Below are 25369 nucleotides of genomic sequence, written 5' to 3' on the forward strand. Positions count from 1 at the left end.
CCCTTACAAGGCGTAGGTCACAGGTTCGAACCCTGTAGCACCCACCACAACTATGCAAAAGAAATTAGCCACTTAAGGTCAACTTAAGTGGCTTTTTTTCGTCTGTTAGTTGGGTTGATGTCTCGAATCAAATTGCGAATGGTTCGCATTTCTGTTAATATTTTTTCCTTGTTTTAGCCGCGGTGTTGTTTGTTGTCTGCCGCGCATGCCGTTTAACCTTTTTCAAATGCAGATCCATGCCGCGTTCCAGTGCTGAACTGAAGTCCCGCCCCGTGCTTATCAAAGTGGCTGGGATTAGTGTAGCTTTGGGGTTGCATCTGGCGGTCCTTGGTGCAATAGCGTTTTCTTCTCCGGTGAAACCCGAAATCGAGTTGCCAGAGGCAGTAGAAGTGCGCTTTGTCGAGATTGCCGATGATCCGGTGGATGCGGCTGCCAACATTGAAACGGATATAGAACCAGTTCAAGAAGTCGCCGAGGTACCGCCTGAACCCGAAGTCATTCCGGAACCGGTTGTTGAGCCTGAACCCGAACCCGAACCAGAACCCGTGGTTGAGCCCGAACCGGAGCCGGTGGTCGAGCCTGAACCAGAGCCCGAGCCTGTCGTCGAGCCAGAACCGGAGCCCGAACCAGAGGCGATAAAGCCAGAGCCGCCGCCTCCGCCCAAACCGAAACCCAAGCCTAAACCTAAACCCAAGCCGATTGTGAAGCCTGTCGTAAAGGCGCCAGTCAAGCCAGAGGCGCCGGTCGTGACAGCGGCAGCGCCTGTTGGCAAAGCCGATGCGCCGGCCATACCTAAGGCTACTTCAGCCCCGGTGGATCCGAACCGGCCCCGTCTGATAGGGAAGGTCGATTACATGGGCAGGCAGCCCCGTCCCCAATACCCGCGCATTTCAGAGCGTCGCGGGGAACAAGGCAGGGTGGTGGTGCGGGTATTGATTTCGCCTCAGGGCTCGGTATTGAATGTGTCGGTGAGGTCTAGCTCAGGCCATACCCGCCTGGATGAAGCTGCATTGAAAGCGGCACGTACCGCTCGTTTCAAGCCTTATACGGAAAATGGCGTTGCCTATCAGGCAATGGCCGATATTCCTTTTGATTTTGTTTTATAGGACGCAATGAATGTTGGATTTTCTGAATAGCGCAGTGCAAGTGCTTGCCCAGCTCGATGTAGCGGCTCCGGTTGCGGCGGGAACCACCGCGTCCGACGTCACGCAGGGGGGCATGCTGCACTTTATTTCACAAAGCGATATCGTCGGCAAGACACTTTTTGGCTTTCTGATCGTCATGTCCGTCACCAGTTGGTATCTGATATTCGTCAAGTCATTTTCGAATGTCCGGATAGGCATGCGGTCAAAGAAGTTCCTGACCGAGTTCTGGGCGGCCAGTTCGCTTGAGCAGGTCGAGAACGAAATAGCCACCCATGGCGCCAACGAACCTTTTGCTCATCTGGCTATTCATGCCATCCACGCACGCAATCACCATGCCAAGTACGGCGCGATGAAGCTCGAGGAAAAGGGCTCGACGGGTGACTTTGTCACGCGCACGATACGCAAGGTCATCGACGAAGAAACGGCCCGCCTTGAAAACGGTCTGACGATATTGGCTTCGATTGGTTCGACCGCGCCGTTTGTTGGGCTGTTCGGCACAGTGTGGGGGGTTTATCATGCTTTGGTAGGCATTGGTCTGGCGGACGGCGTAACGGTCAACCGCATTGCCGGCCCTGTGGGCGAAGCGCTCATCATGACTGGTCTGGGCCTGGCTGTGGCGATTCCTGCGGTTTTGGCTTACAACGGTTTTGTTCGCAGTAATCGTGTTTACCTGGCGCGCCTGGATGTCTTTGCCCATGACCTCTTTACCTTCCTTTCCACGGGCCAGCAGGTGTCGGAATCTTCCAACAAAGCACGCCGTGTGGTGCTTGCTGCAACCAAGGGTGAATAATGGCTTTCGGCAGCTTTGACAACAAAGGCGCAAGCCATACGGTCTCCGAGATCAATATGGTGCCGCTTATCGACGTGATGCTGGTATTGCTGGTGATATTCATTATTACTGCGCCTTTACTTAGCCATTCGATCAAGATCAACGTTCCCCAGGCGTCGTCTCAGCCTGTAGAGCAGGAACCCGTCACCATTGACCTTGCAGTGGATGGAGAGGGCCAGCTTTTTTGGAACGAACAACCTGTCAGTGCAGATCAGCTTACGCAAAAATTTACCGTCGAAGCTGCCCAAGATCCTCAACCAGAGCTGCGTATCCGGGCTGACTTAAATACGCGCTATGAAGTGCTTGCGCAAGTCATGAGCAGTGCCAGGGCAGCAGGTCTGAAGCGTCTGGGCTTTATCACCCGGCCCGGCACCAAGGAAGCTGCTGGAGAGCAAGGGCAAGCTCCGGTGGAAAAAACGCCTCAACCAGTAGGCAACTAAGTTGGCAATCGGCTTAAACAGCCGGTTGTCAGCTTTGTAACCGCTGGTCGAGAAAATGATGGTAAAGCATTAAATTGGGCGCGCTTCGATATAGAATTACGATATGAGAGTTCTAGTTATTGAAGACGACGCCACCCTCGGCCACGCACTGCAAGAGTTCCTGGTCGAACAGGGATACGCAGTCGATTGGCTTGCCGATGGCGACCAGGTCATAAGCGCTGTCGCGGGACAAAGCTACGATTTGTTGTTGCTGGATCTTAATCTGCCGGGACAAAGCGGGCTCGAATTGCTGCGCAAGCTAAGGGCAGCCAATCAGCAGGTTCCCGTGCTGATACTTACCGCCCGCGACGGGGTGGAAGACAGGGTGGCCGGCCTGGATGCCGGCGCCGATGACTACGTTACCAAACCATTTGAATTGCCCGAGCTGGCTGCACGCGTGCGCGCTTTCGGCAGACGGCGAGCCGGTCAGGCTCAGCCCTTTATTGAAGCGGGGCCTTTGCTGTTCGATACGGTCGGGCGTGAAGTGCGTGTCAATGGCGAACGCCTGTCTTTATCAGTGCGTGAGCTCTCCGTGCTGGAAATGCTGATGGGGCGAATGGGAAGGGTGGTCACCAAACGGCAGATCGTCAATTCTCTTTCGGCTTGGGACGCCGATTTCAGCGAAAATGCGGTAGAGGTATACGTGTACCGCCTACGAAAACGGCTGGAAGGGACTGGCGCCGGCATACAGACGGTGCGAGGTTTCGGCTATCTTCTTGACGTAGAAAGTGCCACGTAAATTCCGAGGCAGGCTGATGCCGCGAGGCTCACTCGCCCGTCACCTGGTTTTGCGTTTGCTGCCGGCAGTCGTCGTGCTGGTAGTACTTGATCTTAGTGTCACCTGGGTGATGACCCAGAAGATCAGCCTGGAAGCGTGGCTGTTGCGCGATCTTTTCTGGACTATGGTCCTTAGCCAGGCGGTTTTGATTTCTGTATTTGCATGGGTATTGATTTCGGGGGTGCGCTCTGGCCTGGCGTCTATCAATCGACTGTCTCAGGAAATCAGTCAGCGTTCCATCGATGATTTGCAAACGCTTGATGTCGCGGGATTGCCCACAGAGGTGGCTCCTTTGGTTACCCACTTTAACGATTTGCTAAGCCGCCTGGACGATTCCATGCAAGCACAGAAGCGTTTTATTGGGCATGCGGCGCATCAATTGCGCACCCCTCTGGCCGGGCTGAAGATGGAATCGGAGCTGATGCTTACGCGTAATCTACCCGACGATGTGCGTGAAAGGGCGGAGCGAATTAAAACAGTGACCGACCGCATGATACGGCTAGGTCAACAGCTATTGGTGTTGGCCCGCGCGGATTCGTCGACGCGGCCGCAAGACAGTTTTGTGAGGCGTGACCTGTGCGAATGGGTACGAAGCAGCGGTGCTGAATGGATACCCGCGGCAAGAGCCCGACATATCGATATCCAGCTGATTGCCCCAGAGGATCCTGTGTGGGTCGATGTGGATCCTATATTGCTGGAAGAGCTATTAAATAATCTTATTGATAATGCCTTGCGCTATGGCGTAGAGGCAAGTGCTATTACATTGCGTGTGGCTGCGAACCCTCCGTCGTTAACTGTAGAGGATGATGGGCCAGGCATTGACAACGAAGACTCCGAGCGTGTGTTCGAAGCCTTTTACCGATCGTCGCATGCTGGGGCAGGCGGCTCTGGTTTGGGCTTGGCTATTGTGCGCGAAATTGCGCGAGCTCACGGTGCCTGGTGGAATCTTAACAGCCGACCGGTATTTCCCGGTACGCGCATTACTATCGTATTTCCCGGACCTCGTATTGGTGCGAAGCTAAGAAGGCAAGAATAACAAATGCAATCAAGACCGTTGTCGCCAGAACAAGGGAAGCCGGCATCTTCACCCCAAGCCGCGATTCTGGTTGGGGCGCTGGGTGTAGTGTATGGTGATATCGGCACCAGCCCCCTGTATACCATCAAGGCAGCGCTGGCTCAAATCGCCAACCCCGGCGAAGCCGAGATTCTGGGGTTGTTGTCGTTATTGTTCTGGATGTTGATGATAGTGGTGTCGCTTAAGTACGTCACCATTATTTTGCGCGCCGACAATCGCGGTGAAGGCGGTACGCTTGCCCTGATGGAGCTTGCGCTTCGAGGGGTATCGGGCCCTGGTAGACGGTGGCGCTTGATTGTCCTTGGCCTGATTGGCGCGTGTTTGTTTTATGGCGACAGCATGATTACTCCTGCTATTTCCGTGCTGTCCGCCATCGAAGGGATCTCGGTTATTTCGCACAGGCTGGATCAATGGGTAGTGCCGTTGTCTGTGCTGGTGCTGGCGTGTTTGTTCATGATTCAGTCGCGCGGCACAGGCGCCATGGGAAAATTGTTTGGCCCTGTCATGTTGGTGTGGTTCCTGACGCTAGGCGCACTGGGTGCGTGGCGTATTTTCCTGGAGCCTGGTATTTTGCGGGCGCTGAATCCAGTATGGGCTTTCGCATTCATCGCTGAAGCGCCCTGGAAAACCTTCCTGCTACTGGGGGCCATCGTATTGGCCCTTACCGGGGCCGAAACGCTGTACGCCGACATGGGTCACTTTGGTCGTTCTGCGATCCGGCGGGCTTGGTTTGGCCTGGTCCTGCCGGCCCTGGTGCTGTGCTATTTTGGCCAAGGAGCGTTGATTCTGGGGGATCCTTCAGCGATAAAGAATCCATTCTTCCATATGGCGCCAGACTGGGGGCTGGTGCCGCTGGTGGTGCTGGCCACGATTGCCACGGTTATTGCGTCCCAGTCGGTCATTTCCGGCGCTTTTTCAGTAACGCGCCAGGCGGTTCAATTGGGATTTTGGCCGCGGATGGTCATTTTGCATACGTCGGCGCGTGAAGAAGGGCAAATATATCTGCCGCGCGTCAATATGCTGTTGTTTATTGCTGTCGTGGTGTTGGTGCTGGCGTTCAGGTCTTCTGAAGGCTTGGCGCATGCCTATGGGTTTGCCGTGACGGGCACCATGCTGATGACATCGTTGTTGGCCTTTGCGGTCTTGCCGCGCAATACGCATGGCGTCAAACGTATGCTGTGGTTGTGCCTTGTCAGCGTTTTTCTGGTGATGGATGTCCTGCTGTTTTCCTCCAATACGCTGAAGTTGCATGATGGTGGCTGGGTGCCGTTATTGGTCGGCATATGTCTGCTGACCTTGATGATCACCTGGAAGCAGGGGCGTGAAAAAATGCATGATGCCTTGGCGGGCGACCATCAACCGCTTAAATCCTTTATTGCGTCGCTGGAAGAATACCCGCCGACCAGAGTGCCGGGCACGGCGGTGTTCATGAGCATGATAGTCAATACTGTTCCGCCGGCGCTGTTGCATAACCTTAAGCATAATAAGGTATTGCACGAACAGGCGCTGTTTTTAACAGTCGAGAGCGCCGATGTGCCCTATGTATCGTTTAGCGAGCGCTATGAATTAGAACGTCTAAGCCGCACAACCTGGCAGGCAGTCGCCCGCTGGGGCTTCAAGCAGGAGCCCAATGTGCCGCAGCTGCTGGAACAAATTATGCATGAGCATCCGGAATTGAATCTGGAGCCTATGCAAACATCGTATTTCTTGTCGCGGCAAACTATTATCGTGGTGCGCAAAGTATCTTGGCAACTGGCATGGCGCCGCAGGCTATTTGCCTTTATGGCGCGCAATGCCAGCCGCAGTACTCGTTTCTACAAGATCCCGCCGAATCGGGTTGTGGAAATGGGAATGCAAATGGAGCTGTAAAGCACCGGTTTACTTACCTGGCGTGGTAATCGTGGTTTCGCGCAAGACGCCGCCCGCACCTACGCTACCCTGGGTAGTCGTGTTGCTTCCTGACATTTGCAGCATGCATTCGTCGCGCTCGGCGGTGGGTAAGGCCTGGCACCTGGCAACTTCATTTTTATCGTACGCCTGATTACTGTTGTTCAGACGGTTGCGGCGGGCTTCGTCGCGGGCGGCGCCGGCTTCCCGCATACAGTCAGCTTTGTCTTGGTTGGACTGGCCAGAATTGCACAGAGCTACGTCGGACTGGTAGCGTGCCTCGATCTCGCTATTGGTTTTGGCTGGCGTAGCGGCTAGGGCTACGGAAGAGAGCAGGATCGCGGCCAGAGTGCCTGTACTCCAGGCAGTGACGGAAAATAGCGGTGGTCGAATGGACATCATACTGACTCCTTGAAATGACACAAATGAACTTCAGCAAGTAGTATGCCTGCTTAGGCGCCTTCACCGCTTTCTTTTGCTTTTTGCTCGTTGCGCAGCTTGCGGCGTATGGCGGCGCGCATTAACAAAATAGCCGTCACCGGAGAGGAGATAACCAGGAATAAGGTTATCAGTATCTGGTGCACTACGACACGGTGCTCTAGTGCGGACGACACCAGTATTGAAGCCAGCAGCACGCAGAATACACCCATGGTGTTGCCCAGCGTAGGCGCATGCATGCGGGAATAGAAGGTTTCCAGACGCAGCAGGCCGAAAGAGCCGGTCAGTGTCAGTATGCCGCTGATGATCAGTAGTATGACAGCGGGAATGGCAGCCCAAAGTGGAAGCGTATCCATCATGGTTCTATGACCTCCCCGCGCAACAGGAATTTTGCCATTGCTACTGAACCCACAAACCCGAACAGGCTAATCAATAAAGCAATGTCGAAGTACAGGCTGGAATTGAATTGCAAGCCCAGCACCAGCAGTATCAGCATGCCGTTGATATACATGGTGTCCAGCGCCAGGATGCGGTCAGGGGCGGTAGGGCCGCGCAACATGCGGATGACGGCGCAGGCCAGCGCAAACACAAAGCACCCCAGTGCAAATGTGCCGGCCCAATAAACAATATTGTTCATTCGAAGATCTCCATCAAGGGGCGTTCATAACGATGCTGGATGGTATGCAGCCATAGCTGTTCGTCTTTAAGATCAAGCACGTGCAAGACCAGCAGGTCGTCGTTTTCAGAGTAATCGGACCATACGGTGCCAGGCGTATAGGTCACTATGCATGCCAATGCAGCAAGACCGTGTGGGTCGCGGATGCGTAAGGGAATCTTTACGAACCCCGGCGTGGCGTTGGCTTTGCGGCCCAGCCAGATAATACGCGCCACTGCAATATTGGATTTGAAAATATCGACAGCGACATGCCCGATCAATGCTAACGCCACCAGCGGCTTTTTAGGATAGGCTTGCAACGGGCGCAAAGCCATGGCAGCCCAGCCAAGAAACAGCGCCAGCACTGCGCCCAGCGCGATTTGTGCGGGCGACGCTGTATCGTTAAGAAATAGCCATAACGCAAGCAACAACAAGGGCAGTATCAACCTGTGAAGATAGCGTTTCATGGGTGTACTCCCGGCGCGACGCCCCGGATCGGGCTTTGTGTCAGTACCGCATTAATGTAGGTAGCGGGACGGTCCAGATATTTCGCGGTTTCTTCGACCAGGCTCATGACTGGTCCGGCCCAGAACGTCAATGCGACGCAGGCGAGTATCAGGGCACCCACAGGCCCTGCCTCGACGAGACGCAAGCGGGGCGTTACAGAATCGTCTGAACTCCAGAAAAGCCGGATGCCTGTACGGCCCAGTGCGATAATGCCTGCCAGGCCGGAAACCAGTACGCCGGCTACCAGCATCCAGGCGGCGACCGAAGGGCTGTCGGTTGCTGATGTTTGTAAGGCCGCTGACAGCAACGAGAACTTTGCGACAAACCCGGATAGAGGGGGCAGGCCGGTGACTAGTAAGGCGCAGGCAATGAAAGCCATGCCCAGGAAAGCCATTGCGGCTGGTATTGCTACCCCCACCACATCGTCTGAGGTATCGGCCGCTTCGGGGTCTTCCAGATCGAAAGCTTCAAGACTTACGGCCAGGACATCAGCGCCGAAGGTTTGAGTGCGTTCAACCATTTCCAATAGCATGAAGAAAGCACCCAAGGCCAGCACAGAACTGATCAGGTAGAACAGTGCCGGCCCGGTCAAGGTTACCCCAGGCATGCCTAGCGCGGCTAGCAAGGTGCCAGATGACATGATGATGCAGTAGCCTGCCTGTCGCTCGGCTTGCGGTGCCGCCAGCAGGCCGATGGCGCCGAAAATCAGGGTGGCCATGCCCACTGGGAACATCCACTCCCCACCGAAAGCGGCGGGAGCACCGGTGGGTAGCAGCAATGACCCTATGCGCAGCAGAGCGTAGATCCCTACTTTAGTCATGATGGCAAAGATGCCTGCCACTGGTGAGCAAGCATTGGCGTAGGCAGCAGGTAGCCAGAAATTCAGCGGCCAGGCGGCTGCTTTGATTAAGAAGGCTATGCCCAGGATGGCTGCACCCGTTTCAAATAGCCGTCGGTCGGGGCCTGCCAGTTCGCCGGCTCGCGCGGCCAGGTCGGCCATGTTCAGGGTGCCGGTAACGCCATAGATTAGTGCCATGGCGATCAACAGGAGGAAGGAGGCAACCAGGTTGACCACAATGTAATGCAGGCCGGCTGCTACACGAGCCTTGCCTGAGCCGTGCAGCATCAACCCATAAGAGGCAGCCAGCAATACCTCAAAAAAGACAAACAGATTGAATAGGTCGCCAGTAAGAAAGGCGCCGTTCAGGCCCATCAGCAGGAACTGGAAAAGCGGATGAAAATGCACGCCTGAACGGTCCCATCGTGCCGTAGCGTAGAACCAGGTGGCAGTACCCAGCACCGACGTCAATACCAGCATGATGGTCGACAGGCGGTCGACCACGGCGACGATACCGAAAGGCGCAGGCCAGTCACCCAGCAGGTAAACGCCCACCCCGTCGGGCCATTCGCTGGGAATATAACCCGCTGTCAGGCATAGCAAGGTAATGGCGACGTACATTTGAGCCGCCAGAGAGGCAAAGCTGAGCACCAGGCGCGCACGTCTTTGCGAGTCGCGCAGCATAAGCATGAGCGCGCCAACCATTAACGGTATGGCTACCGGAAGAATAGGCAAATGTTCGAGCCACCCGTTCACAGTCGAGTCTCCCGACCATCAACGTGGTCAGTATCCGATAGCCCACGCGAGGCCAGCATGACCACGAGAAAGAGAGCTGTCGTGGCAAAGCCGATGACAATAGCGGTAAGCACCAGAGCCTGAGGCAAGGGGTCGGCATAGTGACTGGCGTCAGCCCCCCATTCAGCAGTGATGACAGGCGGGGCGCCCAGCGTGATGCGCCCCATGCCAAATATGAATAGGTTTACCGCATAGGAAACCAGCGAGAGTCCCATGATGACCTGGAAGGTTCGAGGACGCAGCAGCAGCCAGATGCCGGATCCGGCGAGTACGCCGATGGCGATAGAAAGAATGATTTCCATTAGCTGTTTCCTTCTTCAGCGGGTGCGGCGGCCAGGGTAGGCGCTGGCTTGCGATAAAGCCGTAGCGATTGGTGGGCCAGTGCAACCAGCATCAAGACGGTAGCGCCGACAACCAGCATATATACCCCTATATCAAATAACAGTACGGTGGAAAGATGCACATGGCCGATCAACGGCAGTGCGATATCCCAACTGATGGCGGCAAGAAACGGCTTGGAAGCCCACCATACCGACATGGCGGCTACGCCGGCCGCCAGCAGGCCCAAACCTATCCAGTTCTGAGGATGGATGCGTTGACGGGTTTCGACCCAGATGACCCCGCCCACGATGTATTGCAGGATAATGGCGGTGGCCATGATCAGCCCGCCAACGAAGCCGCCGCCTGGCAAATTGTGACCGCGGATCAGGAAGTACAGGGAAATCAGGGCGGCCATCGGCATCAGCAAGCGCACCAGAACCGCCGGTATTTTCATGATGCCGTCAGGAATCAGCGTCTTGGGATCAGGCTCGGCATAGCGTCCCAAAAGCTTGTCGTTCGCGGGCAGTTGCTGGCGAGCCGTAGGCAGAGCCAGGCTTTCGAGTGGTGGACGGAAGCGGCGCAAGAGCGCATAAACTGTCAAGGCCACAATGCCCAGCACTGTGATTTCGCCAAAGGTATCGAAGCCGCGAAAATCGACAAGTATCACGTTGACAACGTTGGCGCCGCCACCGAGCGGCACGGACTGCTGCACAAAGAACGACGAAATGCCTTGGGGGTGTGGGCGTGTCAAGACGGCATAGGCAATAGCAGATAGCCCGGCGCCGCTGACCACAGCAATAATCAGGTCCCGAAAACGACGCACGAACGCGCGCACGACATTTTGCTTGGGATGCTCTTCGTCGTCTTCAACGCGTGGCGGCAGCCAGCGCAGTCCCAGCAAGATCAGCACCATGGTAACGACTTCGACGGCCAACTGGGTCAGTGCCAGATCGGGGGCTGACAACCAGGCAAAGGTCAGTGCCGTGACAAGACCAGCGCCGCCGGTCAGCAGCAATGAGGCGGCGCGGTGATACTTGGCCTGGCGGGCGGCTGCAATGGCGCAGGCGCCGCCCGCCAACCACATCAGCGCGAAAAACGGATCGATCGGTGTCGACAGCTGAGGTTGCATCCATGGGCCGCGTAGTAATGGCAACATGGCGACGAAGAAGGTCGCAAGGACGATCAGTAGCAGTTGCGGCTGCAGGCGGGGTGAGCGAGTCCAGTCCAGAAGAACGGAAGCCAGTGTGTCCAGGCCTTCCAATAGCGATTCGAAGGTGCGTCTGCCGTCGAAACGGTAGATGAGTGGTGCTTTGCCAGGACGCGTGCGGTGCCTGTGGCGCAATAGCCATAGCGTGCAAATGCCGCCTATCAACGCCACAAAGCTCATCATCAGCGGTAGATTGAAACCATGCCATATGCGTAGGTCATAGGTCGGTGTATTTGCGCCCAAAATGGCGACTGTCGCGTCATGCAGGAAGGGGCCTAGCGTGACGCTGGGGAAAATACCCACTATCAGGCAGATAAAAACCAGAATGATGCTGGGAATCAGCATGCGTAGTGGTGGTTCATGCGGCGTGCGGGGGAGGTCGCGGGGCGGAGGTCCAAAAAAGGCCTGAGTGATGAAACGCAACGAATAGGCAACGCTGAAGATGCTGGCGATGACGGCGGCAATGGGTAAGCCGAAACGCATCGTTCCGTTGTCGCTGACGAACACCGTTTCAGCGAAGAACATTTCTTTTGAGATAAAGCCGTTGAGCAGTGGTACGCCAGCCATGGAAGCCGCTGCCACGATGGCCAGCGTGCCGGTGATGGGCATGCTTCTATACAAGCCGGACAGCCGGGTCAGGTCGCGCGTGCCGGTTTCATGATCGACGATCCCGGCAGCCATGAATAATGAGGCTTTGAAAGTTGCATGGTTGATCATGTGGAACACTGCGGCTACCAACGCTAATTCAGTGTTCATGCCCAATAGCAGTGTAATCAACCCCAGGTGGCTGATGGTGGAGTAGGCCAGCACCCCTTTCATGTCGAGCTGGAATGTGGCGGCGTACGCACCCAGCACGAGCGAACATAGCCCGGCCCCCCCTATGATCCAGGCCCATTCAGGCGTGCCCGCCAGAACTGGCCAAAAACGTGCCAGCAAAAACACGCCGGCCTTGACCATAGTGGCGGAATGCAGATAGGCCGATACCGGCGTGGGCGCGGCCATAGCATTAGGCAGCCATATATGGAAGGGAAATTGGGCACTTTTGGTTAGTGCACCCAAGGCAACCAGCACCAGCATCGTCGTGTACCAGGGGTGCGAGCGTATCAGGTCGCCCGAAGCCAGGACGACATCCAGGTCGTAGCTACCCACTACGTGCCCCAGCATCAACATGCCTGCCAGCAAGCACAGCCCGCCGGCGCCGGTAATTGTCAGCGACATGCGTGCACCGCGGCGCGCGTCCAGCCGGTGATGCCAATAGGCTATCAGCATGAAAGACGAAAGACTGGTCAATTCCCAAAATACGACCAGTTGGATCAGGTTGCCCGATAGCACCACGCCTAGCATGGAGCCCATGAAGGCCTGGAAAAAAGCGAAGAAGCGGGGCACCGGATCTTGGGGAGACAGGTAATACCGGGCGTACAACACGATCAGGGCGCCCATGACCGTGATGATCATGGAAAACAGCCACGAATAGCCGTCCATCCGCAACGTGAAGTTGACCCCAAGACTTGGCATCCAGGGGATGATGGTCTTGACCACATGACCGTTGGCGACATCGGGAAACTGGGTAAACACCAGCACGGCACAGGCGATGGCCACAAATCCTGCTAGCCAGGCTTCGAGTTTTTGCGCGTTGGAAGGCAGCAGGGCAGCAATAATGCTACCGGCAAAGGGCAGAGCAAGAATGAATACTAAGGACATCAGTGGCTGGGGATCTTGTTATGAATGAATCTAGCCCTAATAATACGATATGTTGCTTTAAGCTTCGTGAAAGGCTGGCATTTATTGCGAGATAAAGAGTTCTTTTTCTATTGTCGGATCAGCGTTCTTACTTGATCTAGGTCAAAAACCTGTTTTTCGTTAAGCGGCACAATATGTTGCTGTGAGGCAAATCGCATGTGCGTTGGCCTGCATGGGGCGCCAGAGCAGGGGTATTGGCCCTAATCGGAACTAAACAATGAATGCCGCTACCACCCAACCTAGTCAAACCACCATATCTTTTCCCGACATTGAAATCTCCGAATCGCTGATACGCCGCTTCGATAGCTCCGGACCGCGCTATACGTCCTACCCTACAGCGGATCGCTTCACGACAGATTTCAACCAAACGGCTTATCAGGGCTATCTGTCTGCCCGGGCGGCTTCCGATCGCAATCCGCCATTGTCGGTATACGTACACCTGCCTTTCTGTGAATCGCTTTGTTATTTTTGTGCCTGTAACAAAATTATCACCCAAGACCATAGTCGTTCGGCTGAATATTTGCGTTATCTGGATAAGGAAATCGCACTTGTCGCAGATCAACTCGGGCCAGACCGCAAAACAGATCAGTTGCATCTGGGCGGAGGCACGCCTACGTTTCTTAGTTCGGCGGAATTGACGCATTTAATGGATTCCTTGCGAAGCCGTTTCGACTTCTCGCCCGACGCCGAGCTAGGCGTTGAAATCGACCCACGTACGGTAAGCGAGGCCACGCTGGCGATGTTGGCTGGCTTGGGCTTCAACCGAACCAGCTTTGGCGTACAGGACTTTGATCCCGATGTTCAAGCTGCGGTCAACCGCATACAGCCGCTGGAAATGGTCGAAAAAGCCCTGGTTGCCAGTCGCAATGCCGGCTTCCAGTCGGTAAACGTGGATCTTATTTATGGCTTGCCCAAGCAAACGCTGGCAAGCTTCGATCGTACGCTTGATCAGGTCATCCGCCTTTCGCCAGATCGCATCGCGTTATACAACTATGCGCACTTGCCAAGCCGCTTCAAGGCGCAGCGCCTTATTATCTCGGCCGACCTTCCGTCCGCCGAAGACCGTTTGCAGATCTTCCTGATGTCCACGCGCCGCTTGCTTGACGCGGGCTATGTGTACATTGGTCTTGATCACTTCGCCAAGCCCAGCGACGAACTGAATACGGCGCGGCTCAATCGTAGCCTGCACCGCAATTTCCAGGGTTATACGACACGGGCCGAGTGCGATTTGGTGGGTCTGGGTATATCGGCCATAGGCAAAGTAGGCAATTCCTACAGCCAATCGGTACGTACGCTCAATGCCTATTACCAACGCCTGGACGAGGGCCGGCTTCCTATCGAGAAAGGATTCGAGCTAAGCGGCGATGATGTCTTGCGCCGCGAAGTGATCATGACGCTAATGTGCAGCATGCCACTGGATTTTGCAGCAATAAATCAAATGCACGGTATCGATTTCACTACTTATTTCGCGCCAGAGCTGGAAAAGCTGCAACCGTACGAAGAGGCCGGCCTGATGCATACCTCTGAACAAGGCATAGCCATTACGCCAAAAGGCCGTTTGTTCGTGCGTGCCATTGGCATGGTTTTCGATAGCTATATGGGGCGGCCGACGGTGTCTACCTATTCCAAGTTGATTTAAGTTCTGGTCCGGCTAGTTGTGGTTAGTCGGTGGCTTCTTCGTCAGGGTTTTGGTTTTAAGCAAATAAATCGTTACGCCCAAGCCCGGGATAAGAAGGAATAGGCGCAGCCAGCCAACGTTAAGGAGCCAAGCTGAAAATGCAAGCGATGCCCATAAAAAGATCAGCGCCGTGATCTTTGATCGCATCGTAATGCCACAACCGTTATGCAGATTGGCCAAATAAGGCCCGAACACTTTGTTATTCAGCAGCCAGCTGTGCAGGCGGTCTGAGCCGCGTATATAGCAGGCCGATGCCAAAAGTAAAAAAGGCGTAGTGGGAAGCAGAGGCAGGAATATACCAAGAATGGCCAGTATTACCGCCAGGGTTCCTATGGTATTGAAAAGGATTTTGATCACTGTGGATATTCTGCGTCAGGTTTGCATCGCGGCAGGGTGCCAACACCGCATCGTTAGGGGATTCTAGCAACATGACGACAAGCAGGGTGCGTATTCAAGATTTTTTGTCCCAGGTCGCGTTGTTCAACGAGCTGGGTAGTGACGAGCTCGATAACATCGCCTTGGGCACGACAGAGGTGCAAGTGGCGCGTGGGGAAATGGTGTTTCATCGTGGCGACCCGTGCGTAGGCTTTCATACGGTGGTCTACGGTCAGATCAAGCTCATGTTCGTATCGCCTATGGGTGGCGAGAAGGTCGTCAGGTTGCTTGGCCCCGGAGACAGCTTCGGTGAAGCCTTGATGTTCATGGATAAGGCGCATATTGTATCGGCGCAAGCGCTGGCCGATACATTGCTGTTGCATGTGGATAAAACCGTGTTGTTTCACGAGCTCGATCGTCAGCCGGGCCTGGCCAGGAAAATGTTGGCGGGACTGAGCCGGCGCCTTCACAGCCTGATTAGCGATGTCGAGGCGTATTCATTACGCTCCGGCACACAACGGGTCATAGGCTACTTGCTGAAAGGCGAAGAAGTCTGCGAAGACGGCCAGGTTCTCAGGCTGGAAACCAGCAAGACGGTTATTGCATCGCGGCTGAATCTGACTCCAGAACATTTTTCGCGCATTTTGCATGACTTGAATGCCAATGGCTTTATTCAGGTGAAAGGGCGCGAAGTTACCTTGCTGGATTGCGCCAAGCTAAGCAGCTATCAAAGTTAGCGCAGGGCCGCATGGGTTATAGCGTTTCTGGCATTCAGGTACAGGGTAAGTGCGCTTGCCATATTCCATGCCAGCCATGCTGCCGATATCGTAAAGGCGATGCCTGCCGCATGGGTGAATAGCGTTGGCTGCATGCTTGCTGCAACCAGCAATAGCAGGGCGGGGAGATGCGCCCAGAATTGTTTCACCGCGATGGCGTCGGGAATAATATCTTTTACTTTGGGAACAAGGCGCGATGCAATAGTCAGCTTGCGTTGCGCGTGATACCAAAGCAGAAACGGCAATATTTTGTACAGCATGCCATTGATGGCTGACCAAGCGAAGCCGGCAATAAAAAGCACGCCCAGCAAAAGGGAATAGTTGGATCCCGTAGCAACTTGGGCCAGCCATACTGGTACGCAACTAGCAATACTAATCATGGCAGTGCGCCAGAACAAGGTTGTGGCGTCGGCTTTGGGCCGCTTGCGTATCCATAGCAGGTAAAAGGTAGTGCCTGCGAAAGCGATGTAGGCTGCGCCAAGCAGCGCGGTTATTGCCCGAAGGGCAATGTGATCCGCAACCGACAGCAGCAACAAGCCTGCCGTCCACAAGACAAGCAGCGTGAATATCAGGGGCGCGAGCCAGCGCGTGACAAGACGCGGATAAAGCTCGGTTGCCTGGAATATGGGAATCACCTGATACGCGATGCCTATGACCAGCAAGCTCACCCAGCCCATTAAGCCCCAGGCGGCATGGATATTGGTTAACCGAGTCATGGGAAGCGGCAATGCCCAGGCGAACCCGGCTGCGAGCAGCCCGCCAAGTATCACCGTGGCAAGCAGCGAGGCCAGGGCTAACCGCGTGGCCAACAAGACTTCTTTTGTGTCTTCGGGCATTGATTTTCTATGCTGCCAAAAGGCGCCTGCCCAGGCAGCCAACAGCCAGGCGAAGGCGAGCACCAGCAAGCCAAGTGCAGCCCCGAACAAGCTGGGTTGCGCCAGCAGGAAGGCGGCTGCCAAAACCAGAGTGCCTAGAGTCAGACAGGCATGTACGAGGCACGCGGTCAGGCGGGGCGCGAGAATACCGATACCGGTTGCGACCGGCAGTATTTGCATGAGCGCGCCTATCATGACGCTGGCCAGTACACCCAGCGTCAGCAGATGGGTCAACGCCAATGTAGCGGGCGCCCAGCGGGATTCAAATACTTGCGGGCCGGCCCAAAGCAGCAGCACGCCGGCCAACATGGCGAAAACAGGCGCGTTCAGGAAGAAGCGCAACGGTACTGAAAGCGCCGGCGAATTATCGAATGACAGCGCCCGCCGCATCAGTTTTTATGCCTGATGAATATCTCGTAGTGGTAGTCGGGGGTAGTAAATATTTCGTACGAGAAATTGTTTTGATCGAGTATGGCGTACAACGGCCGCGGCTCGCGGTCTATCAGCATGCGCAGACAGTGGCGCGGGTCCAGCGTGGATAACGCTTCGAGCACCCGCTCTAGCGGTTCAGGAGCCTCAAGCCCCGAGGTATCCAGCGTAATGTCGTGCTTGGGTCTTTCAGTAGTCATTGCTTGATCTGGTTGAGTTGGCGCCATACGTAAGCCTACTTCGGCTTTGTCGCCGGCAGGTGAATTCCCTCATTGCGAACCGGGCATTGTTACATCAACTTAAAAGACATAACCTTGATTTTTGTTAAGGAGTACGAAGCCATTCGGTTGCATAGTGGCGATTGCGTTTCCACGCTTATATTTTATGAAGGACACTAATTGTGCTGCAATCCGCTCTAGAACGACTCAAGCTAAAAGGTAAATCGCTGCTTCCCATTGTGCAGGGTGGAATGGGTGTGGGTGTTTCCGCCCATAGGCTCGCAGGAACAGTCGCCTCGCTTGGGGCGGTCGGCACCATCTCCAGCGTCGACTTGCGGCGCCATCATCCTGATCTTATGTTGCAAACCGGACGTTCACGCAATAAAGCTCTAATCGACGCCGTCAATCTTGTCGCTCTCGACCGCGAAGTCAACGCCGCCAAGAAGATGGCCAAAGGCAATGGATTGGTAGCCGTCAATGTCATGAAAGCTGTGGCGGATTACGCGGCCTACGTCCGCCAGGCTTGCGAAAGCAATGCCGATGCCGTTGTGGTGGGCGCCGGCCTGCCGCTGGACCTGCCCGATCTGACTACCGAATTTCCCAAGGTGGCGCTTATCCCCATTTTGTCCGACGTCAGGGGAATTGGCGTTATCCTGAAAAAATGGATGCGAAAAAATCGCCTGCCTGATGCTATTGTCATTGAAAACCCCCGTTATGCCGCCGGTCACCTTGGTGCTCCTAGTGCCGACGCTTTGAATAATCCCAATTTTGCTTTTCCGACTGTGCTGGAAGGCACGCTTCAGTTGTTCAAAGACCTTGGTCTTGAAAAAGAAAATATTCCTCTTATCACTGGTGGCGGCATCCACAGCCATGAACAGGTGGTCAAGCTGTTAGGCATGGGCGCCAGTGGCGTGCAACTGGGTACGCCGTTTGCCGTAACTGAAGAGGGCGATGCTCATCCCAATTTCAAGAAGGTGCTGGTTGAAGCCAAGCCGGAAGACATCGTTACCTTCATGAGCGTGGCGGGCTTGCCAGCGCGTGCTGTGCGTACGCCGTGGCTAGCCAACTATCTTGAAAAAGAAGAAAAACTACAGCGCATGGCTAAACCCAAGCCTTGCACGGTGGGGTTCGATTGTCTTGCGCAGTGTGGTTTGCGAGACGGCATCAGCAAGCATGGCCAGTTTTGCATTGACACACAGTTGGCATTTGCCCTGGCTGGCGATATCAAGCGCGGCCTGTTCTTCCGCGGTTCTGAAAAGCTGCCATTCGGCAATGCCATACGTCCGGTCCGAGAGCTCATCGAATTCTTGCTAACAGGGTTAAGGCCAGTATTGGCTACGGTCGCCGCGCCCACAGTAAGACCGGAACCGTTGCTCGTCCCGGCCTAGTCTCTTTTATCCTGTTTTGTTATCGCAGCAAAAGACGGAATGACGCTTATCGGGAACTCTCCGTAGGCGCCGTTCCGGGGAGGCTTGCGCCCATTTTTTTTTCGGGTAGCCATGCCACCCACACGCCATAAACATTCAAGCTATACAAGAGTAATCCCATGACGCAGATACCTTCCACTTCACAAGAACCCTTGGGGGCTGACGGCTCCCGTCCTATGGACCTGGTTTGTCCCGCAGGTAGTCTTCCGGCGTTGAAGTCAGCCATTGATAACGGCGCTGATTGCGTTTATTTGGGTTTTCGCGATGCGACCAATGCCCGAAACTTTGCCGGCCTGAACTTCGACGCGGCGGCCATCAGCGAAGGCATACGCTACGCCCAAGCTAATCGACGCAAGGTATACCTGGCTTTGAATACCTACGCGCAGCCGGCGGGCTGGCAGGCATGGCGCGAGGCCGTCGACCGTGCGGCCGACTCGGGTATCGACGCAATGATTGTGGCCGATCCTGGCCTGATGGCGTATGCCAGCATGAAGTATCCCCAATTGCGTCTGCATTTGTCAGTGCAGGGCTCGGCCACCAATTACGAAGCTATTAATTTCTACCGTGAGCATTTCGGCATTGTGCGCGCTGTGCTGCCGCGGGTATTGTCGTTGGCGCAAGTCGAGCAGGTCACCGAGAATACGTCGGTCGAAATCGAGGTGTTCGGTTTTGGCAGTCTGTGCGTCATGGTGGAAGGGCGTTGCGCCTTGTCCTCGTACGCAACGGGCGAGTCCCCCAATACGCATGGCGTTTGTTCGCCGGCAAAATCGGTGCGCTGGCAGCCCACCCCGCAAGGGTTGGAATCGCGCCTGAACGGCGTCCTTATCGATCGTTATGCCGATGGCGAAAACGCTGGCTATCCCACCTTATGCAAAGGTCGCTTCGATGTGGCGGGCGAAAACTATTATGCCCTGGAAGAACCCACCAGTCTGAATACCCTGGAACTATTGCCCAAGTTGATGCAAATGGGGGTGCGAGCTATCAAGATCGAGGGCCGGCAGCGAAGCCCGGCTTACGTCACCCAGGTTACCCGAGTATGGCGCGATGCCCTGGATCAATGCATAGCCAGCCAGCAACGTTATTCCGTTAAGCCCGGCTGGATGTCCGAATTGAACAGTGTGGCAGAAGGGCAGCAGCACACTTTGGGGGCGTACCACCGCCCGTGGAAGTAAAGCAAATGTTATTGCTCAGTTTGACTGGAATACACCGCAAGCGGCTGGAGATAGTATTGTGAAGATTGCTTTGGGACCCGTTCAATATTACTGGTCGCGTCTGGCCATGATGCAGTTTTATGAAACCATGGCTCATATGCCTGTGGATATCGTGTACTTGGGTGAAACCGTTTGTTCGCGCCGGCGCGAGTTGCGGCTGCCCGACTGGCTGGAAATCGCCGACATGCTGGCAGCGGCGGGAAAACAGGTCGTATTGTCGACGCAAGTATTGCTTGAATCTGGCGCCGACCTGACGACGTTGCGAAAAATTGCCGGCAATGGTCGTTACGTCGTCGAAGCCAACGACATGGGGGCGGTGCATTGCCTTGAAGGTTCGCCCTTTATTGCAGGGCCCTATCTGAATATATATAACCCCCCGACGCTGGATATTTTGGCAGGGCTGGGCGCAACGCGCTGGGTGATGCCGCTTGAAATGGGAAGCGAGGGCCTGGCACAGATGCAGCAAGGGCGTCCGGCCGGCATGGAAACTGAAGTTTTCGCCTATGGGCGCATGCCGCTGGCTTTTTCGGCGCGCTGTTTCACTGCGCGCAACCGAAACATACCCAAGGATAATTGTCAGTATGTGTGCATGGATCACCCCGACGGCCTGGTACTGGAAACGCGCGAAAGCCAGCCTTTCCTGGTGCTCAATGGCACGCAAACCCAATCAGCCCTGGTATACGCCTTGCTACACGAGTTAGGCGCCATGAAGGAATTGCAAGTCGATGTCGTGCGTATTAGTCCGCAATCGCAATATATGGCCAACATCATAGATCTGTTCTATGGCGTCATGCATGGGCGTCTGGACGCCGCCGATGCGTTCGAGCAATTGCAGCCGCTGATGCCTGCCGCGCCCTGTAATGGCTATTGGCACGGCAAGCCCGGACTGGACTTGCTATTGGCATAAAAAGGGTAAGCAAGCTTATGTACTACGGCGAGCGATTTAACAGTATCAGTCATCTGGCAGGCGCTGCATTGGCGGTGGTCGGCGCGACGGTGCTGATTGTGCTTGCCGCCCGGCTGGGGGATCCCTGGAAGATCGTAAGCTTCAGCATATACGGGGCGATGCTATTGGCTTTATACCTATCTTCTACCCTGTATCACAGCCTGCGCGGCCGCGCCAAGAAAGTGTGGTGCAAGTTCGATCACTGCGCCATCTATTTATTGATTGCAGGAAGCTATACGCCTTTCGCTCTGGTCAGTTTGCGTGGACCCTGGGGCTGGACGTTGTTCGGGTGCGTGTGGGGGCTGGCCGTGTTCGGCATCGCGCAGGAAATCTGGCTGGCCAAAGGTCAACGCCTGCTGTCCCTGTTCATTTACGTGTTGATGGGATGGCTGGCGATCGTTGCCGCTGTTCCGCTCGTACAAGCTCTGGGTTGGGAGGGCTTCTTGTGGCTGGCCGCTGGCGGGTTGCTGTACACCGTGGGAATTGTTTTCTACGTATTCGATGAAAAATGGCGCCATGCCCATGGGGTTTGGCACTTATTCGTGTTGGGCGGCAGCGCCTGCCATTATTTTACGGTTGTGTCCTATGTTGCTTGAATCATGGGTCTTCACTAGGAGTTGTCAATGAGCGCCGCGTCTTACCAGTTACCGTCACCGCTAGCAAAAATACTGTCTCGTCTGCCTGCTTACCCAGGTTCTGTTGTGTTCGTGGCCGGTTTGAATTTGGCGCTTGCCCGTCATTTGCCAGCCGATACGCTGCACCTGCTTGACGGCCGAAAGCTGCGCATCCAGGTTCAGGATGCCGGTGTCGGGCTCGACTTTGCTTGGCGCAATGGATCGTTTTCTGCTGCGCGACACGATAGCGACATCGACTTGACCATACGGGCGAATGCTTACGACTTCTTTTTACTGGCACAGCGCAAGGAAGACCCCGATACGTTGTTTTTCAGCCGGCGGCTGGTCATGGAGGGCGATACCGAATTGGGCCTGTTGGTAAAAAATACGCTTGATGCGATTGATTTGTCGGTGTTTTCACCCAGCAACTTCTTTTCGGGTCGTGGACTGAGCCGCGCAGGGGGCGCCAGAAAGCGATAGTGGGTAATCTATCTGACGGAGGTGCCCGTTCTTGCCATAAAAGACCCGCCCATGCGGGTCTTTTCAATGCTTGACAGTAAGAACAACCGCGCAGCCATAGAATTGCCTCATCGAAATAGTTTTAAGGGGAATTTCCATGGGATTGGGAAAACGATGCGCGGCAGAGTTCTTTGGGACTTTCTGGCTGGTAATTGGGGGTTGCGGTAGCGCCGTGCTGGCTGCGGCGTTTCCGGAACTGGGCATTGGCTTTGCCGGTGTGGCGCTGGCATTTGGCCTGACCTTGCTGACGATGTGCTACGCCATTGGCCATATTTCGGGCTGCCACATCAATCCGGCAGTCACTTTCGGCCTGGTGGCAGGTGGGCGGTTTCCTGCCAAGGACTTGGTTCCTTATGTGATTGCCCAGGTGCTCGGCGGGATAGCGGCGGGTGCTGTTCTCTATCTGATTGCCAGTGGCAAAGCTGGCTTCGATGTCAGCGCCGGTTTCGCATCGAATGGCTATGGAGCGCATTCGCCTGGCAATTATGCGTTGACCGCCGCCCTGGTTTGCGAACTGGTCATGACCGGGTTTTTCATCTTCATCATCATGGGGGCAACCGATAAGCGCGCACCGGCCGGTTTTGCGGGTATTGCCATTGGCTTGGCGCTTACCTTGATCCATTTGATCAGCATACCGGTTACGAATACATCAGTGAATCCGGCACGCTCAACCGGCGTGGCGCTGTTCCAGGGAAGTTGGGCTATTGATCAGCTTTGGCTGTTTTGGCTGGCGCCCATCGTTGGCGCCATCATCGGCGGCCTGGTCTATCGTTTCGTGCTGGAGCATCGCGAAGCCACCTAAGTTGCCATTTCAGCCGCGGCGCATGGTGAAGTTGGGAAACAGCTTTCCTAGTTGTTCTACCAGGCCGGGGCTGGGGTAATTGCCGACCATCCTGTTATTCAAGGCGGGATCGGCGCAGCCCTGCATGCGGAAAGCTTGCAGGGCGTAGTTTTTTACTCCCATGGCTGCCAGTGTTTGAGCGATTTGAAGTAGCTTGGCCTCGGGCAACAAAGCAGGATGAGCGGTGGTGCGGCACTCGTAATCCACGCCACTGGCGAGCACGGCTTTCAGGCTGGTTAAGGCCGCAACGCCGCTGCCGCGAACTTTGGTAATGTCCGCATAGTCGGCGAAATTGGCTTTTACATCCAGTCCTATCCAGTCCAGTAGCGGCAGCACGCTTTGCAAGCGTTGTGGATGTGTTCCCCCACTGTGCATGCCGATTTTGAAGCCTGCGTCGCGAACTTGCGTTATGGCGTCGGCCAGGCAAGGGTCAATTGCGGGTTCTCCGCCACTAAATACCACTGCGTCTATCAAGCCCTTGCGCCTTTCAAGCAGGCTTAGCACATCGTTCCATGCAATAGGGCTGGCACGGGTGCGCTCTTGCAGATGGGGGTTGTGGCAGTATCCGCAGCGCCAGGGGCAACCTTGCACGAATATGGCAGCCGCCAGGAGGCCGGGGTAGTCGGTGGCAGTGAACGGCGTGATGCCGCCCACTTTCAGCGAGCGCCGGCCCCCGCCGGCCAAATGCTGCGGGGGCTGGGTATCGTTGTCAGGCAGCAAGCCGGGCCCCTTGCTCGCTGAAATACTTGCGCTCATGAAACTCGCCTTTTTTGCCAATATTGAATGAGGACATAGGGCGGTGGTAGCCCATGACACGTGTCCATATTTCGCATGGTTGGCGCTCTTCATCGGCCAGAATGATGGCGGTTTGGTGTGCTTTCTGAGTGTTCATGCTTGGTTTCTCCGTGGGTTGAATAAAAGCTATGGACTGGATTACGCGTCAGCGACGCTAAGTTCAGGTGCGGTTGCAGCGACTGCTGCTTTGCGGGCGATGATTTCTTTATCGCATTTCGGGCAGAATTTGTGGCTGCCGCCCAGGTAGCCATGTACCGGGCATATGGAAAAGGTGGGCGTGATGGTGATGTAAGGCAGCTTGAAGCGTCCCAATGCGCGTTTGACCAGATTGCGGCAAGCATCAGTGGTCGAAAGCGGTTCGGTCATGTACAGGTGCAGGACCGTGCCGCCGGTGTACTTGCGTTGCAAGTCGTCCTGGCGTTCCAGTGCCTCGAAGGGATCGTCGGTAAAGCCTACAGGTAGCTGCGAGGAGTTCGTGTAGTAAGGCATCTGAGCCGTACCGGCTTGCAAAATATCGGGGTGGCGTTTGCGATCTTCCTTGGCGAAGCGGTACGTGGTCCCTTCGGCAGGTGTGGCTTCCAGGTTGTACATGTGGCCGGTTTCTTCCTGGAATGCCAGCATGCGCTCACGCACGTGGTCCAGCAGACGGATCGCGAAATCGTAGCCATGGGGTGTGGTGATGTCGTGCTCCCCATGGGTAAAGTTGCGGATCATTTCGTTGATGCCGTTCACGCCCAATGTGGAAAAATGGTTGCGCAGGGTGCCGAGATAACGCTTGGTATAGGGGAACAGGCCATTGTCCATATGCCGCTGTATGACTTCGCGCTTGATTTCAAGACTGGTTTTACCCAAGTCAAGCAGTTCGTCCAGGCGGCGCAGCAGGGCAGGTTCGTCCCCCGCATGCAGGTAGCCCAGTCGGGCGCAGTTGATGGTGACTACACCCAGCGAACCGGTTTGCTCGGCTGAACCGAACAGACCGTTGCCGCGTTTGAGCAATTCGCGCAGATCCAGTTGCAGGCGGCAGCACATCGATCGAATCATATTCGGCTTGAGCTCGGAATTGATGAAGTTTTGGAAGTACGGCAGGCCATAGCGGGCGGTCATTTCGAACAGCAATTCGGCATTGGGGCTATACCAGTCGAAATCCTCGGTAATGTTGTAAGTGGGAATGGGGAAGGTAAAGACCCGGCCCTTTGCATCGCCAGCCATCATGATCTCGATATAGGCCCGATTGATCATGTCCATTTCGGCCTGAAGCTCGCCGTAGGTAAACGAGGTTTCCCGCCCACCTATCAGCGGCACCTGTTCGCGCAGATCTTCCGGACAAACCCAGTCGAATGTCAGATTGGTAAAGGGCGTTTGCGTACCCCAGCGCGAGGGTACATTCAGGTTGTAGATCAGCTCTTGTATGTATTGCTTGACCTCGGTGTAGCTAAGTTGATCTTGGCGGATAAAAGGCGCCATGTAAGTATCGAATGAGCTGAAGGCTTGTGCGCCGGCCCATTCATTTTGCAAGGTGCCCAGGAAATTGACAATCTGGCCGACGGCGCTGGACATATGCTTTGGTGGGCTGGATTCTATTTTTCCGGGAACGCCGTTTAAGCCTTCGTTGAGCAAAGTGCGTAGCGACCAGCCGGCGCAATATCCGGAAAGCATATCCAGATCATGGATGTGCAGGTCGGCTTCGCGGTGAGCCTGTCCGACGGCCGCGGGGTACACATGACTGAGCCAGTAATTGGCGATAACCTTGCCAGATACGTTCAGTATCAGGCCGCCTAACGAGTAGCCTTGATTGGCGTTAGCGTTGACCCGCCAGTCCATTTGATCCAGGTATTCGTTGATGGATGACTCGACGTCGATCTTAGGCATGTAAGCTCCGTATCACTATATGTTGTGGTGATGCGTAGATTAGATACTATATGTAGTATGGTCAAGGTGAAGTCGACTTGAATCGCTGAATGCTTGATATAG

The 25369-nt window shown here is 55.3% G+C and carries 27 protein-coding genes; 14 read left to right on the forward strand and 13 right to left on the reverse strand.

Annotated features, from left to right (window positions below; translation table 11 throughout):
- The first annotated feature begins 236 nt into the window (after nucleotides 1-236).
- The 6 genes from ABWO67_RS07475 to ABWO67_RS07500 all read left to right on the forward strand — a co-directional run bounded on the left by ABWO67_RS07475 (nucleotide 237) and on the right by ABWO67_RS07500 (nucleotide 6175).
- Entirely contained in the window at nucleotides 237-1106 is an 870-nt protein-coding gene (locus ABWO67_RS07475; RefSeq protein ID WP_353149757.1) for an energy transducer TonB, read from the forward strand.
- Between the two features lie 10 nt (nucleotides 1107-1116).
- Nucleotides 1117-1935, forward strand: a complete 819-nt coding sequence (locus ABWO67_RS07480) for a MotA/TolQ/ExbB proton channel family protein (protein ID WP_353149760.1) — start codon at nucleotides 1117-1119, stop codon at nucleotides 1933-1935.
- Nucleotides 1935-2414 carry an ExbD/TolR family protein gene (locus ABWO67_RS07485; protein WP_353149762.1) on the forward strand — a complete coding sequence of 160 codons (480 nt, stop codon included), beginning with the start codon at nucleotides 1935-1937 and terminating at the stop codon, nucleotides 2412-2414. The genes ABWO67_RS07480 and ABWO67_RS07485 overlap by 1 nt, the downstream gene beginning before the upstream one ends.
- Before the next feature lie 103 nt (nucleotides 2415-2517).
- Nucleotides 2518-3192 (forward strand): response regulator transcription factor, encoded by a 675-nt coding sequence (locus ABWO67_RS07490; protein ID WP_353149765.1) that lies wholly within the window; start codon nucleotides 2518-2520, stop codon nucleotides 3190-3192.
- 16 nt (nucleotides 3193-3208) lie between these two features.
- On the forward strand, nucleotides 3209-4267 hold the full coding sequence (locus ABWO67_RS07495; protein WP_353149768.1) for a sensor histidine kinase: 1059 nt from the start codon (nucleotides 3209-3211) through the stop codon (nucleotides 4265-4267).
- A gap of 3 nt (nucleotides 4268-4270) precedes the next feature.
- The gene (locus ABWO67_RS07500) at nucleotides 4271-6175 is read left to right on the forward strand and encodes a potassium transporter Kup (RefSeq protein WP_353149771.1); all 1905 of its coding nucleotides are present in this window, start codon (nucleotides 4271-4273) and stop codon (nucleotides 6173-6175) included.
- Between the two features lie 9 nt (nucleotides 6176-6184).
- On the opposite strand, the gene ABWO67_RS07505 is transcribed toward ABWO67_RS07500, so the two are convergent.
- The 7 genes from ABWO67_RS07505 to ABWO67_RS07535 are packed head-to-tail and all read right to left on the reverse strand — an operon-like array spanning nucleotide 6185 to nucleotide 12655.
- Nucleotides 6185-6595 carry a hypothetical protein gene (locus tag ABWO67_RS07505; protein ID WP_353149773.1) on the reverse strand — a complete coding sequence of 137 codons (411 nt, stop codon included), beginning with the start codon at nucleotides 6593-6595 and terminating at the stop codon, nucleotides 6185-6187.
- Between the two features lie 50 nt (nucleotides 6596-6645).
- Entirely contained in the window at nucleotides 6646-6990 is a 345-nt protein-coding gene (gene mnhG, locus ABWO67_RS07510; RefSeq protein WP_353149776.1) for a monovalent cation/H(+) antiporter subunit G, read from the reverse strand.
- On the reverse strand, nucleotides 6987-7268 hold the full coding sequence (locus tag ABWO67_RS07515; protein WP_353149778.1) for a K+/H+ antiporter subunit F: 282 nt from the start codon (nucleotides 7266-7268) through the stop codon (nucleotides 6987-6989). The genes mnhG and ABWO67_RS07515 overlap by 4 nt, the downstream gene beginning before the upstream one ends.
- Nucleotides 7265-7753 (reverse strand): Na+/H+ antiporter subunit E, encoded by a 489-nt coding sequence (locus tag ABWO67_RS07520; protein ID WP_353149781.1) that lies wholly within the window; start codon nucleotides 7751-7753, stop codon nucleotides 7265-7267. Before ABWO67_RS07520 ends, ABWO67_RS07515 begins: the two co-directional genes overlap by 4 nt.
- Nucleotides 7750-9387 (reverse strand): monovalent cation/H+ antiporter subunit D, encoded by a 1638-nt coding sequence (locus ABWO67_RS07525; protein ID WP_353149784.1) that lies wholly within the window; start codon nucleotides 9385-9387, stop codon nucleotides 7750-7752. The genes ABWO67_RS07520 and ABWO67_RS07525 overlap by 4 nt, the downstream gene beginning before the upstream one ends.
- Entirely contained in the window at nucleotides 9384-9728 is a 345-nt protein-coding gene (locus tag ABWO67_RS07530) for a Na+/H+ antiporter subunit C (protein ID WP_353149787.1), read from the reverse strand. The genes ABWO67_RS07525 and ABWO67_RS07530 overlap by 4 nt, the downstream gene beginning before the upstream one ends.
- The gene (locus ABWO67_RS07535) at nucleotides 9728-12655 is read right to left on the reverse strand and encodes a monovalent cation/H+ antiporter subunit A (protein WP_353149790.1); all 2928 of its coding nucleotides are present in this window, start codon (nucleotides 12653-12655) and stop codon (nucleotides 9728-9730) included. Before ABWO67_RS07535 ends, ABWO67_RS07530 begins: the two co-directional genes overlap by 1 nt.
- A 256-nt stretch (nucleotides 12656-12911) precedes the next feature.
- Here ABWO67_RS07535 and hemN point away from each other — a divergent pair, with 256 nt between their 5' ends.
- The gene (gene hemN, locus ABWO67_RS07540) at nucleotides 12912-14333 is read left to right on the forward strand and encodes an oxygen-independent coproporphyrinogen III oxidase (protein WP_353149793.1); all 1422 of its coding nucleotides are present in this window, start codon (nucleotides 12912-12914) and stop codon (nucleotides 14331-14333) included.
- A gap of 12 nt (nucleotides 14334-14345) precedes the next feature.
- Here the strand turns inward: hemN and ABWO67_RS07545 are convergent, their stop codons facing one another.
- Nucleotides 14346-14729, reverse strand: a complete 384-nt coding sequence (locus tag ABWO67_RS07545; protein ID WP_353149796.1) for a YbaN family protein — start codon at nucleotides 14727-14729, stop codon at nucleotides 14346-14348.
- A gap of 71 nt (nucleotides 14730-14800) precedes the next feature.
- Here ABWO67_RS07545 and ABWO67_RS07550 point away from each other — a divergent pair, with 71 nt between their 5' ends.
- Nucleotides 14801-15484: a Crp/Fnr family transcriptional regulator gene (locus ABWO67_RS07550; protein ID WP_353149798.1), complete on the forward strand. Its 684-nt coding sequence runs from the start codon at nucleotides 14801-14803 to the stop codon at nucleotides 15482-15484.
- Here ABWO67_RS07550 and ABWO67_RS07555 read toward each other — a convergent pair.
- Both ABWO67_RS07555 and ABWO67_RS07560 read right to left on the reverse strand, forming a co-directional pair.
- A complete protein-coding gene (locus ABWO67_RS07555; RefSeq protein ID WP_353149801.1) occupies nucleotides 15481-16788 on the reverse strand; it encodes a hypothetical protein in 1308 nt (435 codons plus the stop codon). The genes ABWO67_RS07550 and ABWO67_RS07555 overlap by 4 nt on opposite strands.
- Complete coding sequence (locus tag ABWO67_RS07560) at nucleotides 16788-17027, reverse strand: DUF2249 domain-containing protein (RefSeq protein WP_353149804.1); 240 nt, start codon at nucleotides 17025-17027, stop codon at nucleotides 16788-16790. The genes ABWO67_RS07555 and ABWO67_RS07560 overlap by 1 nt, the downstream gene beginning before the upstream one ends.
- Before the next feature lie 200 nt (nucleotides 17028-17227).
- Between ABWO67_RS07560 and ABWO67_RS07565 the strand changes: the two genes are divergently transcribed.
- The 6 genes from ABWO67_RS07565 (at nucleotide 17228) to aqpZ (ending at nucleotide 22564) form a co-directional block, all read left to right on the forward strand.
- Nucleotides 17228-18433: an NAD(P)H-dependent flavin oxidoreductase gene (locus ABWO67_RS07565; RefSeq protein WP_353149807.1), complete on the forward strand. Its 1206-nt coding sequence runs from the start codon at nucleotides 17228-17230 to the stop codon at nucleotides 18431-18433.
- Nucleotides 18434-18591: 158 nt separating this feature from the next.
- Nucleotides 18592-19644, forward strand: a complete 1053-nt coding sequence (ubiU, locus tag ABWO67_RS07570) for a ubiquinone anaerobic biosynthesis protein UbiU (RefSeq protein WP_353149810.1) — start codon at nucleotides 18592-18594, stop codon at nucleotides 19642-19644.
- A 58-nt stretch (nucleotides 19645-19702) separates the two neighbouring features.
- Nucleotides 19703-20590, forward strand: coding sequence for a ubiquinone anaerobic biosynthesis protein UbiV (gene ubiV, locus ABWO67_RS07575; RefSeq protein WP_353149813.1), 888 nt, complete (start codon nucleotides 19703-19705; stop codon nucleotides 20588-20590).
- Between the two features lie 17 nt (nucleotides 20591-20607).
- Nucleotides 20608-21225, forward strand: coding sequence for a PAQR family membrane homeostasis protein TrhA (gene trhA, locus ABWO67_RS07580; RefSeq protein WP_353149816.1), 618 nt, complete (start codon nucleotides 20608-20610; stop codon nucleotides 21223-21225).
- A 27-nt stretch (nucleotides 21226-21252) separates the two neighbouring features.
- Nucleotides 21253-21723, forward strand: coding sequence for a ubiquinone anaerobic biosynthesis accessory factor UbiT (ubiT, locus tag ABWO67_RS07585; protein WP_353149819.1), 471 nt, complete (start codon nucleotides 21253-21255; stop codon nucleotides 21721-21723).
- A gap of 136 nt (nucleotides 21724-21859) precedes the next feature.
- On the forward strand, nucleotides 21860-22564 hold the full coding sequence (gene aqpZ, locus ABWO67_RS07590) for an aquaporin Z (RefSeq protein WP_353149822.1): 705 nt from the start codon (nucleotides 21860-21862) through the stop codon (nucleotides 22562-22564).
- A gap of 9 nt (nucleotides 22565-22573) precedes the next feature.
- On the opposite strand, the gene ABWO67_RS07595 is transcribed toward aqpZ, so the two are convergent.
- From ABWO67_RS07595 to ABWO67_RS07605, 3 genes are read right to left on the reverse strand one after another with little or no spacing between them, the layout of a single operon-like run.
- Nucleotides 22574-23257: an anaerobic ribonucleoside-triphosphate reductase activating protein gene (locus ABWO67_RS07595; RefSeq protein ID WP_353149853.1), complete on the reverse strand. Its 684-nt coding sequence runs from the start codon at nucleotides 23255-23257 to the stop codon at nucleotides 22574-22576.
- A gap of 55 nt (nucleotides 23258-23312) precedes the next feature.
- A complete protein-coding gene (gene nrdD / locus ABWO67_RS07600) occupies nucleotides 23313-23495 on the reverse strand; it encodes an anaerobic ribonucleoside-triphosphate reductase (protein ID WP_353149824.1) in 183 nt (60 codons plus the stop codon).
- 41 nt (nucleotides 23496-23536) lie between these two features.
- Nucleotides 23537-25267 (reverse strand): ribonucleoside triphosphate reductase, encoded by a 1731-nt coding sequence (locus tag ABWO67_RS07605; RefSeq protein WP_353149827.1) that lies wholly within the window; start codon nucleotides 25265-25267, stop codon nucleotides 23537-23539.
- Between the last annotated feature and the right edge of the window lie 102 nt (nucleotides 25268-25369).

The organism is Pollutimonas bauzanensis (assembly GCF_040393045.1).
Taxonomy (GTDB): Bacteria; Pseudomonadota; Gammaproteobacteria; order Burkholderiales; family Burkholderiaceae_B; genus Pollutimonas; species Pollutimonas bauzanensis_A.